Here is a 12,691-nt window from a genome sequence, read left to right as displayed (position 1 = left end):
GTATGCAGTTCAATGCCTTCGCGGCATACTCGGCTGCGGTCGGCGTGACCGCCGAGGTGCGCCCCGAGATGCAGAACGGGGACTACGAGTCCGGGATTATTTGGATCGGCGCGGAAGCGTGGCATATCCGGACTGCGCGGAACACCCCTACCAAGCCGGGTGCATTCGTCGCCTTCTGGCAGCGAGACGCCGACGGGAACACCACGCCGTTCGGGGACGACCTTGCTGCGGGCCTGCTTGTCTTCGTCGAACAACATGATCGGCGCGGAGTGTTTCGGTTCACCGGCGTGCATCTCACTGAGCTCGGAGTTACCTCGGGTAGGCGGCCGGGCAAACGTGGGTTCCGGGTATATCCGAGCTGGTGTGCAGGCTTGAACGTCCAGGCCGCAGCCACGCAACGTGCTCAAGCGCCCGCGTTCCGGGAGTACTGAGATCAGGTCGCGCTGGTGAGCCGATGGAGTGTCGCGGCGAGACAGAGTCCGGCGATGTGCCTCGCGAACGTCTCGATTCCACCTTGGCTCGGCGGGAAGTCGTTGGTGACGATCAAGGTCCGGCTCATGCCGCAACCCGCTCGACTTTGCGGCGGGAACTCGATTGTCAGCGCGAAGCCGATTCTGATGAAGACAATCCCGGCCTGTTCCGGGGCGCTGAGATGACCTGCCGGCTAGTCGGGTGACACCTGCCGTCGACAGTCAAGAGGCCAGGTGAGGTCTACTTCGGATGACGAGCGCTACACCGATAGCGACGAGCGTTGCGCCGATCAGAGATACCCATGGTGGGTACTGGGCGAGGAACAGAGCGGCCAGCGCCGTTGCTGCCGGAACCTCGAGAAGCGCCACGGTCGAGACAGTCGTCGCGTCTATGGTTTTCAGCGAATGGTTCAGCAACGCATGGCCGAGGATCTGGCCGGTGAGGGTGACCGCCGCGATTCCCCACCATGCCGAGCTGGTGAATCCCACGAGGGGAGTGTGGGTGGCCGCGGCGACGGCGGCCAGCGCGCCCGCTGCCGTGGTGAACGCCAGCATGTTGTAGCGCGCGGTGTCGAGTGTGATGCGGGCGCGCTGGCCCAGAACGACATAGCCTGCACCGAACAGTCCACCGGCCAATGCGAGGGCGTTCCCGAAAAGTGCATCCCTCCCGCTTTCCATGTCGGTACCGACCATGGCCAGTACCCCGAGGACTGCGATCAACGATCCCGTCCAGACCCCGGGGCCGATCCGGACACCAGTGATGCGCACGATGAGTGTGGCCCAAACGGGCTGCGTGCAGACCAGCGCAGTGGACGCCGCAACGGTGGTCAAACCCAGGCTGGGGATCCACGTTGCGAAATGCCCGGCGAGACACAGTCCGGCCAGAGACGCGAACCTGGCCTCGCCGCCGCTCAGTTTCGCGGGTCGACAGCGTCGGGCTCGGATCGTGGTGCTGGCGACCAGCGCTGCGAACGCTGCCGCGCCCGCTGCGGTGCGCCAGAATGCAATGGCGATTGCCGGGGCGCTGGTCGCAGCGATCAGCGGCGCAGAAACTGCGATTCCGAGAACAGCTACGGCGAGGACTGCCCCTGCCTTCGCTCGTCGGACTCGTGACATATCCGAGCTCGCAGAAGAGATCGATGCAGCAATCATCTGGTGGGGCATAACGACCAACGGGTGTCTGAGGAGGTGTCAATGGCCGAATGCACCCCAGCGGCGTCGAGGAACCACACCTCGCCGGAACGCATGCGAAACACCATCGATTCGTCTGAATTCATGCATGCGTCGTTTGCTTGCAAGGTCATCAGTATGCGGAAGTAGCGTGTGTTGTCGCTGTCGAGCTCGAGGAAGTCCCGATGCGGGATGATGCTCCACTCTCGAACATCACGAACCCGGGCCATCATGAGCCGTTCATTGTGGAAGTACTTGTCCAAAATGGCCCTGATCGCGGGCAGCTGATCCAAGACCGGCGTCGCTCGAACGCCGGTACCGTCGCGGAACGTCGAATCGGCTTCAACACCTGACTGATTCAACAGAGGGTGATTGACCCAGCTCCCGATCGTGAACTCGTCGTAGAGGTCGGCGGGGCGGTCGAGAGCGTCTAGTGTGGCCAGGTCAGTTTCGAGATCTGCATTCAACGATGTGGCATCGAGGTCGATCTGTCCGAGTGGGCGAGATCCCATGACGCAATCCTCCGAGTGTCGGATGTCGAGACTGCGGATTTCCGCGAGCAGTTTCAGCCTATGAAACACGCTGCGGGAGTGGAAATGCCGATTGCTGATCGCTTATGTCTATCCGGCATGGGCAGGGACCGAAGGGCGTGCCGTGTCCGAACCTGATATCCGCCATTACCGGGCTTTCGTCACTGTCATAGATGCCGGCTCGTTCACTGCGGCGGCGACCGCGCTCCACGTCACTCAACCGGCATTGAGCCGGATGGTGGCGGGGCTGGAGCGCCTACTCGGCCAGCAACTGATCGATCGCTTGGGACAGCCGGTCCGGCCGACGTCGGCCGGTGCAGCGCTGCTCCCTCATGCGCGGCGTGTCCTGGAAGTCACTGCCGAGGCGGTCAGCGCCCTCGATGCTCAACCGTCTCGCCTGCGGGTCGGGTTCACGTGGGGCGGGGCCGGTGCACTGACCAGCGACATCGTCAGAGTTTTCGAACACAGCCATCCGCAGATGCGTGTGGCGTTGCGACGTTTCGATGCCGCCGACGCGGGAGTGCTCGATGGGAGAAGCCATCTCGCCTTGGTGCGACGCCGTCCGCGCTCGGCCCGTCTCGACAGTGCCGTCCTGTTCGAAGAACCTCGGCTTGCGGCGTTTCCGGCCGACCACTCTCGTGCGACCGACGACCACGTCTGTCTCGCCGATATCGCTGAGGACCCGCTGATCGTCAACACTCTCTCAGGCACGACCTCGGCAGCGCTGTGGCCGAAGCCCTACGCGCAGCGACGCATCATCGAGGTCAACAACACCGAAGAGTGGCTTCAATATATCGCGCTAGCAAGAGGAATCGGAGTCACAGCGCTGTCGACAGGACGCTTCTACACTCATCCTGATGTCCGTTACGTACCCGTCGTCGACGCGCCGCCGGTCCCTGCGCTCGCAGTTTGGCCCACGAAAGGCAAGCACCCTGCCGTCGTCGACTTCCTCGCCGCCGCCGACGAGGTCATCGACCACAACGCAGTCGGTGCCGTTCACGCTGAGGAGAAGGCAGTCGGGACGGCTGGATTCGAACCAGCAGATAGGTCGCCGTCCAGAAGCGACCCAGTACAGCCCGTACACGCCCCGTGACACCGAGGCTTGCACCAAATCGAAACCCGCACAACAACTATTCGAGCATACGCCATACCGCGAGTGCATGATCATCACCTAGATTAGGTAAAGACTGTGATCTCACCAGGAGAATGCGGGCATGACTGCGCCGATGAAGTTCGACGAGGGGACCCGCGCGCAGAATTGCAAGGGCCGCGATGCAGTCGAGCGATCTTTCAACCCCATCGAACAGCGAGGATTGGCACCGGTACGACAAACTGGCGTTGACGTACCGGGTGGGGCGCTTCTACATGCGGTTTTCCTGTGGTTGCGCCACGTCGCCCATCTAGTAGCACGCCGAGGTCGAGCCGGTGGGAGAGTTCATTGTCGTATTGGAAATGACAGCCGGCGTACGGTCGCGAAGGTCGAGCTCGGCAAGAATCCGCTCAACGTGCGTCTTCACTGTCTCCTCCGCCAGCACGAGATCGGACGTAATCTCACGATTCGACAGACCCGTGGCCGGATTCCCCGGCCGCAACGGTGCGGACGCCACGAACGAAATCCGCTGCCTTGGATTGCTCGAGCGGATACCCACTTGCACCGACACTGAGCGCTTTATCCAGGACAGCGGCCCTGCGAACATGCCGAGAGCAACCATCTGCCATTCCGGCGCAGGACCGTTTTGATTCCGCTCGTCAGTTCGGCAATCACCGACACGACCCTACTGTCCAGAAGGTCCGCACCAGTCAAAACCTTGCAGACCTCGGCCTCAGTTCTCCACCTGGACCGAGTATCCCGCCGCACCCAAGGCATCGAGCACCGAACCGCGGTGGTCGGGTCCGCGGGTCTCGACGGTCAACATCACGTCGACCTCCTCGAGGCCCAGGCGTCCGCCGGTACGGGAGTGGACGACGTCGACGACACTGGCGCCGGCATCGCGCACCACCCCGAGTACCCCGGTGAGTCCGCCCGGCTTGTCCGAAATAGTCACGCGTACAGCGAGATAACGTCCACCCGCTCGAAGGCCGTGAGTGATGACGTGAGTGAGCAGCAGTGGGTCGATGTTCCCGCCGGAGAGAATGGCACAGACGGAGCCGGTCAATCCGAGTTCGTCCGCAGAATGCGTCATCAGAGCTGCCACCGCCGCCGCGCCCGCCGGTTCCACGATGAGTTTCGCGCGCTCGATGCACAGCACCAACGCACGCGAGAGCGCATCCTCGCTGACGGTCACCACGTCGTCGACCCAGCCCTGCACGTGATCGAACGGCACCGATCCGGGCAGGCCGATCGCGATGCCATCGGCCATCGTCGACATCGATTCCAACGCGATCGGACGCCCCGCCTTCAGCGACGCCGGCCATGCGGCAGCGCCCTCGGCCTGCACGCCGACGATCCTGATGCCGGGCTTGGTCAGCTTGACCGCTGCGGCGACGCCGGCCAACAGGCCTCCGCCACCGGTGGGAATCACGATGGTGCCGACGTCCGGCATCTGTTGCAGCAGTTCGGTTCCCAGCGTCGCCTGCCCAGCGACGATGTCCAGGTGGTCGAACGGGTGAATGAGGGTGGCACCGGTGCGTTCGGCGAATTCCCTCGCCGACTTCAGCGCCTCGTCCACCGTGTTGCCCACCAGATGAACCGTCGCGCCGTAGGCCTTGGTGGCGACGAGCTTGGGCAACGACACTCCCACCGGCATGAACACGGTCGAGTCGATCCCCACCTGCGATGCCGCCCAGGCGACACCCTGAGCGTGATTGCCGGCACTGGCCGCGACGACCCCGCGTGCACGTTGCTCGGCGTCGAGCCTGGCGATGCGGTTGTACGCCCCGCGCGGCTTGAACGATCCGGTGCGCTGCAGGTTCTCACACTTGAGGCGCACCTCGTGGCCGGTCAGGTCCGACAGAATTCGCGAGGCCACCACAGGGGTCCGGCGCATGACCGGCTCCAGCAGCTCCTCGGCCGAGGCGATATCCGACGCGGTCACCCGCACAATTTCCGACACGGTGGCAGTATGCCAGGAACAATTACTCTCGTGACGTCATCCGCCACCGGTCGTCACTACAGTTGTGGAGCGCGTGCCGCACCACAGCGAGCCGCGACCGGCGCAAAGGATTCTCGGTGATGACGCAGGCTGGATCCGACGAGGTCGACAACGGCCGCGAGATGCGTGGCAGCGTCGAGATCAAGGATCGGGCCATTTCCCGGACCGCCATCGCGGCGGCATTGAAGGATCCTCGGGTCACGCGCACCACCGGCGGCTTCTCGCGACTGACCGGTCGAGAACTGCCGCGCGCCGACGTCACCCTCGGCGAGGACACGATCGCCGTCAACCTCTACATCGGGGTGACCTGGCCGTCGCAGATCACCGAGGTGACCGAGTCCGTGCACGCCACCGTCGAGGCTGCGTTGGCGACGATGACGGGGCTGCACGTGCATCGGGTGAACGTCCTGGTATCGGACACCACGTTGGACACCGGCTTCTCCTCCATCTCGAATACCGAGGACTCGCAGGCCATTCCACCTCGTCCACCCACCGCCGGGCCGGCCGCGATGCCGGTGGCACTGCTGTTCGGGTTCGCCCTCCTCGGCGTGGCCTTCGTCGCCGGCAGGGAGTTTCTGATCGCACGCAGCCACCTCGGCGGTAGCCCATGGATAGCCGACGCTGTGTCCTGGATCGCCCGAATGCACTGGCAGAGTTGGATGATCGCCGCCGCGATCGGAGCCGCCGTTCTCGGGCTGCTTCTCCTGTTCATGGGGGTCAAGCCACGAACGAAGACGCATTCCGGCCTGGGCGCGTCGGCGCCGACTGTATGGGCCACGCCGACCGACATAGCTCGATTGTGCAGTGCTGCAGCGCAGTCCACGCGCGGAGTGGTGGATGCACACACCGTTGTCACACGCAGGAAGATCGAGGTGCGAATCGAGCGTGACAGGGCCGTCGATGCCGAGCACGTGGACGCCACCGTGCGCGAGGCACTGGCTCCGACTCTGTCGGTTGCTGCGGGCGGACGACGACTGACGGTGAAGCAGTCGGTGGCAGCTTCGACGAGGGTGTCGTGATGAAGACGTTCGTCGCCGGTGTGGATCGACTCCTTGCCATCGCGGTCGGAGTGGGCTTGATCGCGGGTGGCGGATTTGCGCTTGCCTGGCATTACGACATTCCGTGGGCGCGAGAAACGCTGTCTCGCTTCGACCGTGTACGAATTTCGGAATTGCCGGAACAGGGCTGGTGGGTGCCGACGCTGGCTGTGGTTGTCTGCATCGCAGTTGTCATGGCACTGCTTCTGTTGATCGGCAACTTCTCCCCGCGCACGACCGGAACGGCAAGTGTCATCGAGGAACCCCATTTCTCGGCGCACGTGGACCTGAGCGCCATCGCATCGGGCGTCGCCGCGGAGTTGGCCGAGTTCCCCGGTGTTCGACGCGCCCGCGGTACGGCAATCGATGATCGAGGAATGCCCACCGTAGCTGTGTCCGTTTATGCTGCAGCAGATTTCGATGTCGTCGCATTCACCGCCCAGGCCGAATCACGGGCCGCCTTCGTGGCCGAATCACTCGCTGGAGCGCACGTCGCCACCCGCGTTCAATTGCACGTCGACAAGCGGCGGTAGCAGACCCGGCGGTACGGTGAAGCCATGGTTGCATCGACGCGCAGTAGGTTCCAGAGATGGTCCGGCGGCATGCCCCTCGCCGTGCCCATTGCATTCGGAGCGATCCTGGTACTTGCCGCCTTCGCCTCGAAACTCGGTGGCAGCTCCCTCTTCTTCTTCGCCCCTCTGGCCTTCGTCACTTCGGGAACGATGGTGTGGCTCGGAGCCCGACGTGATCCGACGCGAGACCACCTCGCTCACGTCAAGGTCGGGTCGGGACTGCTGGTGGGATGCGGCGTCGTCGTAGCCGTGTGTGGTCTCGCAGGCGGTCTGATGCTGGACTCACCGACGTTCTGGGCGTCCATAGCCGTCGTTGCAGCAATTGCGGCACCGATCAGCGCAGGCATCAGTCCGTTCTCGTCGCCGAGGGGTTAGTGCCTGCGGCAGTGGTGTGGTTGAGTGCCCCAGGTGGCACCCGACCACACCACTGCCCACGGCATCTACAGGCGCGGGTCCACCGGCTCCGATTCCAGTGCCAGGACCGCGAATACGGCCTGGTGAATGCGATACAGCGGCTCATCGCGCACCGATCTGTCCAGCGCTTCCATTCCCAGCGCGTATTCGCGTAGGGCCATCGACTGTTTGTGTCCCACGTTCCGCTTGCGCAATGCAGTCAGTCGATCCGGGTCGGTGTAGTCGGCGCCGTAGATCAGCCGCAGGTACTCCCGGCCGCGAACCTTCATGCCGGGCTGCATCTTTCCGCGTGGAGCGTTCGCTCCCGGTTTGACGACCATGCCCTCGCCGCCCTCGGCCGTCAACTCCTCCCACCACTTCTCCCCTGCCACAACCGAATCCGGCGACAACAGATCGACCTCGATTCGACGGGTAGTGGCGAACACCCCGGGAGCTGCTGACACCAGTCGGTCGGCAACGTCGAGGTGCCACGAGTGCGGACGATCCGCATACGTCTCGACGTTCGACGCCAGCACCTGAAACGGCGCGATCCGAACTCCGTCGAGTCCGTCCGTCCGCCAGACGTACCGCCGATATGCGTCGGTGAACTCGCCCAGGTTGCCCTGCCGAACGGTGTTGCGTTCCTGCAACTCCTGCACATCCAGACCGCGTGATCCGGCCGACGCAAGCACCGCCGCCTCGGCCCCGAGATTCGCCCGAGACACCGCAGCGACCGCGGCGTACTCGGTCTTGATCAGGCCCTCCGCTTTGGCAGACCACGGCATCAATTCGCAGTCGAGAATCAGCCAGCTCGAGGCCAATTCGTCCCACACACCGGCCTTTTCGATCGCGTCGGACACCCCGGAGATCAGCTCACCGGTGAGCGACTCGTCGAACACCGGACGCCCCGTCCGCGTGTACGCGGTGCCGAGCACTCCCTCCGGCGCATCGAACTTCTCCCGCGCGGTGCCAGCATCTCGACACACCACCACGACCACCCGCGAGCCCATGTGCTTCTCCTCGCAGATCACCGTCGACGCTCCGAGCGCGCGATACGCGTCGAATGCCTCCGTCGGATACTCGAGATAGCCCTCGCGCTCCGATGTGGCACTCGGAGCCATCGTCGGCGGCAGATAAAGCAACCACTGCGGAGCCAGCGCGAACCGACTCATCACTTCCAGTGCACCCGCGGCGTTCTCCGGCCGAACCGATACCCGCCCACGCAGCGACGTCTCGACGCCCGTCGGGCCGATCACGTCGGACAGATCGAGCGACGCTGCATCCCGCGTGAACGCGCCCATCGGACGGGCAGGCTCGTACCAGACCTTCTCGGCCGGAACCGACACCACCTCACGCTCCGGATAGCGCAGCGCCGTGAGCTTCCCGCCGAAGACGCATCCCGTATCGAGGCACGCAGTGTTGTTCTCCCACTCCACTTCCGGCACCGGCGTGTGCCCGTAGAGCACCGTCGCCGAGCCCCGATAATCCTGCGCCCACGGATACCGCACCGGCAGGCCGAATTCGTCGGTCTCGCCGGTGGTGTCTCCGTACAGAGCAAAACTTCGGACCCTGCCCGACGCCCGGTTGTGGTATTTCTCGATCAGTCCGGCGTGCGCAACGACGAGCTTGCCGCCGTCGAGCACGAGGTGCGCGACGAGGCCGTCGCAGAACTCGAGAACCTCGCGGCGGAATTCGTCGGGTTCCGATTCGAGCTGTTCGAGGGTCTCGGCCAGACCGTGCGACGTGGTCACCTTCCGGCCCCGCAATGCCTTGACGAGCTTGTTCTCGTGATTGCCCGGAACTGCCAATGCCGTTCCGGAACCGACCATTCCCATGACGAGCCGCAGGACTCCCACCGAGTCCGGTCCGCGGTCGACGTAGTCACCGACGAACACCGCGGTACGACCGGGCGGCGGAGTCGCATCGCCCGGGCGGCCGACATCGTCCCGCTCGATCGTGTAACCCATTGTCGTGAGCAGACTTTCGAGCTCGCCTAGGCAGCCGTGGATATCGCCGATCACGTCGAACGGTCCCGTGAGCTCGCGGCGATCACTGCGCAGCGGGGTCCGAACGAACTGCGCCGACGCCACCTCCTCGACACCGTCGAGTACGTGGACCGAGCGAAAACCCTCCTTGGAGAGCCCTCGCATCGAGCGTTGCAACTGGGACTGCTGGCGGCGCAGCACGTCTCGGCCGAACGTCCTGTCGGTTCGCTCCGCGTTCCGTTGTGCACACACCGATTCCGGCACATCGAGTACGACGGCCACTGGGAGTACATCGTGTTCACGAGCCAGTGCAATCAGTGCTTTGCGCGCAGTCGGTTGGACGTTCGTCGCATCGACGACGGTGAGCAACCCGGCCCGAAGCCTGATTGCAACGAGAAATTCCAGCAGCGCGAACGCGTCCTTGGTTGCGCTCTGCAGATTGGGGTCGTTACTCACCATCCCTCGGCACGCATCACTGGACACCGTCTCGTACGGACCGAAATGCTGCGCAGCGAACGACGACTTGCCGGAGCCACTGATACCGACGAGTACGACGAGGGACCGATCCGGAATGTCGAAGGTACTCATCGGGACTGCTCCTCTCGGGTGAAGACGGCCATCAGGGTCGGGGTGCCGTGCATGTCGTCGACGGGGCCGATTCCCTCGACGCGCACCTCATAGGCATGTTCACGTGCCACCGACGAACCCCATTGCTCGAACTGGGCGCGGGTGAACTCGAATCGGTGGTCGACGTGACGGAAGGTTCCCGGTTCGAGGCCGGGATAGAGCACGTTGTATTCGGAGTTGGGTGTGGTGACGAGAACCGTTCGCGGCCGCGCCTGAAGAAACACCGAACGCACCAACGCCGGAAGCCGATCGAGATCGACGTGTTCGATGACCTCCATCAGCACCATCGCGTCGAATCCGTGCAACCGAACGTCGCGGTACGTGGCCGACGACTGGACCAACTCGATCCGAGCGCGCTGCCGATCGGGCATGTCCTCCAGACGCAGCCTGCGCTGCGCCTTGGCAAGTGCGCGATCGCTCACATCGGCACCGACAATACGGTCGAAGTCGTTGTTTGCGAACAGCTCTCGCAGCAGGCGGCCCTCACCGCAACCGAGGTCGATCACCGACTTCGCGCCGACGCCTCCCAGTGCCGCCAGTACGGCACGCACCCGCTGCTCGGCCAACGTCGGATCTCGCGGAGTGGCAACGTCGTCGGGCACATCCGGGACGAGTCGGTCCAACGCCGACGCAACGAGTTCGCGACGGTGCGCCAGGTAGCGGGAGGCGATCAATGCCGACTCCGGGTGATCTCCCAGCCAATCCCCTGCTGCGCGAACGAGTTTGTCGGCCTCATCCTCGCCCACCCAGTAGTGCTTCCCGTCGTCGAGGACCGGAAGTAGAACGTACAGGTGCCGCAGCGCAGCCGACAGCGTGAACGTGCCGGTGAGAACCAGATCGATGTACTCGGAGTCGCCCCACTCCGGCTGCGTCGAATCGAGCGGAATGGGCGTCGCGTCCACAGTCCATCCGAGGGGACCGAAGAGCCGACCCTCGAGATCGGTTCCGCCCCGCGACGGCGCTGCGGGTAGGGACACAGTGAGATCGATTGCAGCAGAGACCAATTCAGGCCTTCCGGTACACACTCCGGCCAGCGTCTGCTTGAACAGTCTCGACAGCGCTACCGCCAGTGCGGAAGCGGCGTCGGCATCGGCGAGAACTGCGACGGTGGTGCGCTCGGCCGAGACCTCGGGATACAGCACCGTGGTGGTACCCATCGGCAGGTTCCAGCTCTGCACGCGATCGGGATGCTTGTGCAACAAATACCCGATGTCGGAGGCGTCCGGGAAATCGGTTGTGGCATTTGCAGTCACGGTCAGTAGCACCGCAGCGACGTTACGGGACAGCCGCGTCCGATGCGTCCCATTTTTCGGGTGCCACCTCCGGTCCGCGTCAATGGACCACTACAGACGTCTGACCGCGACAAGGGTCCATTCACGCACTGCGGGTGCCACCTCGGTCCGCGTGAATGAACCACTGCATACGTGTGGGCGGTGCAATGGTCCATTGACGCGGGCGGCGGAGCCGCACGCACGCAAAAGCGGCACCCACCCTTTCGGGTGAGTGCCGCTTCAGGTACAGCTGGTGGAACTAGATCACTTGACGATCTTCGTGACGCGACCGGCTCCGACGGTACGACCGCCCTCACGGATTGCGAAACGGAGGCCGACATCCATGGCGACCGGCTGGATCAGCGTGACGGACATCTCGGTGTTGTCACCGGGCATGACCATCTCGGTGCCCTCGGGAAGGGTCACGACGCCCGTAACGTCCGTGGTACGGAAGTAGAACTGCGGGCGGTAGTTGTTGAAGAACGGCGTGTGGCGGCCGCCCTCGTCCTTCGAGAGGATGTAAGCGTTGCCCTCGAACTCCGTATGGGGAGTCGTGGTGCCCGGCTTGATGATGACCTGTCCACGCTCGACGTCTTCGCGCTTGATGCCACGAACGAGGAGGCCGACGTTGTCGCCTGCCTGACCCGAGTCGAGCAGCTTGCGGAACATTTCGATTCCGGTGACGGTGGTCTTGGTCGAGCCGGGGCGGATGCCGACGATCTCGACCTCTTCGTTGACGTTGACCGAGCCGCGCTCGATACGTCCGGTGACCACGGTGCCACGGCCGGTGATGGTGAAGACGTCCTCGACGGGCATGAGGAACGGCTTGTCGGTCTCACGGACCGGGTCCGGGACGGAATCGTCGACGGCCTGCATGAGCTCCAGAACCGACTCGCCCCACTTCTCGTCACCCTCGAGTGCCTTGAGTGCGGAGACCTTGATGACCGGTGCGTCCTCGTCGAACTCCTGCGAAGCGAGGAGCTCGCGGACCTCCATCTCGACGAGCTCGATGATCTCGTCGTCGTCGACCATGTCGGCCTTGTTCAGTGCGACCAGGATGTACGGAACACCGACCTGGCGGGCGAGCAGCACGTGCTCGCGGGTCTGCGGCATCGGGCCGTCGGTTGCTGCAACGACCAGGATTGCGCCGTCCATCTGTGCCGCGCCGGTGATCATGTTCTTGATGTAGTCGGCGTGACCCGGTGCATCGACGTGCGCGTAGTGGCGCTTCTCGGTCTGGTACTCGACGTGGGAGATGTTGATCGTGATACCACGAGCCTTCTCCTCCGGAGCCTTGTCGATCTGATCGAAAGCCGATGCCTCGTTCAGGTCCGGGAACTTGTCGTGCAGAACCTTGGTGATTGCAGCCGTCAGCGTCGTCTTACCGTGGTCAACGTGACCGATGGTGCCGATGTTGACGTGCGGCTTCGTCCGATCGAACTTCGCCTTCGCCACTGTGTGTCCTCCTGGACTGATCTGTGCGTACCCCTGCGGGGCAAGCACGCGTATGTGTTGTTTCTTATTACAGGTCGAGCGTGGTCCAG

13 protein-coding genes are annotated in these 12,691 nt (G+C 64.0%); 5 read left to right on the top strand and 8 right to left on the bottom strand.

Annotated elements, in window-relative coordinates; genetic code table 11:
* Nucleotides 1-2 precede the first annotated feature (2 nt).
* Nucleotides 3-431, top strand: a complete 429-nt coding sequence (locus AB0366_RS17555; RefSeq protein WP_366245024.1) for a MepB family protein — start codon at nt 3-5, stop codon at nt 429-431.
* A 2-nt stretch (nt 432-433) separates the two neighbouring features.
* Here the strand turns inward: AB0366_RS17555 and AB0366_RS17550 are convergent, their stop codons facing one another.
* From AB0366_RS17550 to AB0366_RS17540, 3 genes are all read right to left on the bottom strand, one after another.
* On the bottom strand, nt 434-559 hold the full coding sequence (locus tag AB0366_RS17550; RefSeq protein WP_366245023.1) for a hypothetical protein: 126 nt from the start codon (nt 557-559) through the stop codon (nt 434-436).
* Nucleotides 560-692: 133 nt separating this feature from the next.
* On the bottom strand, nt 693-1,586 hold the full coding sequence (locus AB0366_RS17545; RefSeq protein ID WP_366245022.1) for a DMT family transporter: 894 nt from the start codon (nt 1,584-1,586) through the stop codon (nt 693-695).
* A 32-nt stretch (nt 1,587-1,618) separates the two neighbouring features.
* Entirely contained in the window at nt 1,619-2,152 is a 534-nt protein-coding gene (locus AB0366_RS17540) for an aspartyl/asparaginyl beta-hydroxylase domain-containing protein (protein WP_366245021.1), read from the bottom strand.
* A 142-nt stretch (nt 2,153-2,294) separates the two neighbouring features.
* Between AB0366_RS17540 and AB0366_RS17535 the strand changes: the two genes are divergently transcribed.
* Nucleotides 2,295-3,263 carry a LysR family transcriptional regulator gene (locus AB0366_RS17535; protein ID WP_366245020.1) on the top strand — a complete coding sequence of 323 codons (969 nt, stop codon included), beginning with the start codon at nt 2,295-2,297 and terminating at the stop codon, nt 3,261-3,263.
* Between the two features lie 307 nt (nt 3,264-3,570).
* Here AB0366_RS17535 and AB0366_RS17530 read toward each other — a convergent pair whose 3' ends face one another.
* Nucleotides 3,571-3,882 carry a LuxR C-terminal-related transcriptional regulator gene (locus AB0366_RS17530; RefSeq protein ID WP_366245019.1) on the bottom strand — a complete coding sequence of 104 codons (312 nt, stop codon included), beginning with the start codon at nt 3,880-3,882 and terminating at the stop codon, nt 3,571-3,573.
* Nucleotides 3,883-3,993: 111 nt separating this feature from the next.
* On the bottom strand, nt 3,994-5,157 hold the full coding sequence (ilvA, locus tag AB0366_RS17525; protein WP_366245189.1) for a threonine ammonia-lyase: 1,164 nt from the start codon (nt 5,155-5,157) through the stop codon (nt 3,994-3,996).
* A 185-nt stretch (nt 5,158-5,342) separates the two neighbouring features.
* Between ilvA and AB0366_RS17520 the strand changes: the two genes are divergently transcribed.
* From AB0366_RS17520 to AB0366_RS17510, 3 genes are read left to right on the top strand one after another with little or no spacing between them, the layout of a single operon-like run.
* The gene (locus tag AB0366_RS17520; RefSeq protein WP_366245018.1) at nt 5,343-6,281 is read left to right on the top strand and encodes a DUF6286 domain-containing Asp23/Gls24 family envelope stress response protein; all 939 of its coding nucleotides are present in this window, start codon (nt 5,343-5,345) and stop codon (nt 6,279-6,281) included.
* Nucleotides 6,281-6,832 (top strand): hypothetical protein, encoded by a 552-nt coding sequence (locus AB0366_RS17515; RefSeq protein WP_366245017.1) that lies wholly within the window; start codon nt 6,281-6,283, stop codon nt 6,830-6,832. The genes AB0366_RS17520 and AB0366_RS17515 overlap by 1 nt, the downstream gene beginning before the upstream one ends.
* A 24-nt stretch (nt 6,833-6,856) precedes the next feature.
* Nucleotides 6,857-7,246: a hypothetical protein gene (locus tag AB0366_RS17510; protein ID WP_366245016.1), complete on the top strand. Its 390-nt coding sequence runs from the start codon at nt 6,857-6,859 to the stop codon at nt 7,244-7,246.
* A 65-nt stretch (nt 7,247-7,311) separates the two neighbouring features.
* On the opposite strand, the gene AB0366_RS17505 is transcribed toward AB0366_RS17510, so the two are convergent.
* The 3 genes from AB0366_RS17505 to tuf form a co-directional block, all read right to left on the bottom strand.
* Complete coding sequence (locus AB0366_RS17505) at nt 7,312-9,837, bottom strand: polynucleotide kinase-phosphatase (RefSeq protein WP_366245015.1); 2,526 nt, start codon at nt 9,835-9,837, stop codon at nt 7,312-7,314.
* Entirely contained in the window at nt 9,834-11,129 is a 1,296-nt protein-coding gene (locus AB0366_RS17500; RefSeq protein WP_366245014.1) for a 3' terminal RNA ribose 2'-O-methyltransferase Hen1, read from the bottom strand. The genes AB0366_RS17505 and AB0366_RS17500 overlap by 4 nt, the downstream gene beginning before the upstream one ends.
* 282 nt (nt 11,130-11,411) lie before the next feature.
* A complete protein-coding gene (tuf, locus tag AB0366_RS17495; RefSeq protein WP_032380840.1) occupies nt 11,412-12,602 on the bottom strand; it encodes an elongation factor Tu in 1,191 nt (396 codons plus the stop codon).
* Between the last annotated feature and the right edge of the window lie 89 nt (nt 12,603-12,691).

It is taken from the genome of Rhodococcus sp. NPDC076796 (assembly GCF_040702765.1).
In the GTDB taxonomy this organism is placed as follows: domain Bacteria; phylum Actinomycetota; class Actinomycetes; order Mycobacteriales; family Mycobacteriaceae; genus Rhodococcoides.
Note: the sequence above shows the minus strand (reverse complement) of the source record. Positions and strands in the feature narration are given on the sequence as shown.

Coding starts and splice junctions, on each gene's coding strand:
- AB0366_RS17555 (WP_366245024.1), top strand. CDS start 3: ATGCAGTTCAATGCCTTCGCGGCATACTCGGCTGCGGTCGGCGTGACC.
- AB0366_RS17550 (WP_366245023.1), bottom strand. CDS start 559: ATGAGCCGGACCTTGATCGTCACCAACGACTTCCCGCCGAGCCAAGGT.
- AB0366_RS17545 (WP_366245022.1), bottom strand. CDS start 1,586: ATGTCACGAGTCCGACGAGCGAAGGCAGGGGCAGTCCTCGCCGTAGCT.
- AB0366_RS17540 (WP_366245021.1), bottom strand. CDS start 2,152: ATGGGATCTCGCCCACTCGGACAGATCGACCTCGATGCCACATCGTTG.
- AB0366_RS17530 (WP_366245019.1), bottom strand. CDS start 3,882: ATGGTTGCTCTCGGCATGTTCGCAGGGCCGCTGTCCTGGATAAAGCGC.
- ilvA (WP_366245189.1), bottom strand. CDS start 5,157: ATGCGCCGGACCCCTGTGGTGGCCTCGCGAATTCTGTCGGACCTGACC.
- AB0366_RS17520 (WP_366245018.1), top strand. CDS start 5,343: ATGACGCAGGCTGGATCCGACGAGGTCGACAACGGCCGCGAGATGCGT.
- AB0366_RS17515 (WP_366245017.1), top strand. CDS start 6,281: ATGAAGACGTTCGTCGCCGGTGTGGATCGACTCCTTGCCATCGCGGTC.
- AB0366_RS17510 (WP_366245016.1), top strand. CDS start 6,857: ATGGTTGCATCGACGCGCAGTAGGTTCCAGAGATGGTCCGGCGGCATG.
- AB0366_RS17505 (WP_366245015.1), bottom strand. CDS start 9,837: ATGAGTACCTTCGACATTCCGGATCGGTCCCTCGTCGTACTCGTCGGT.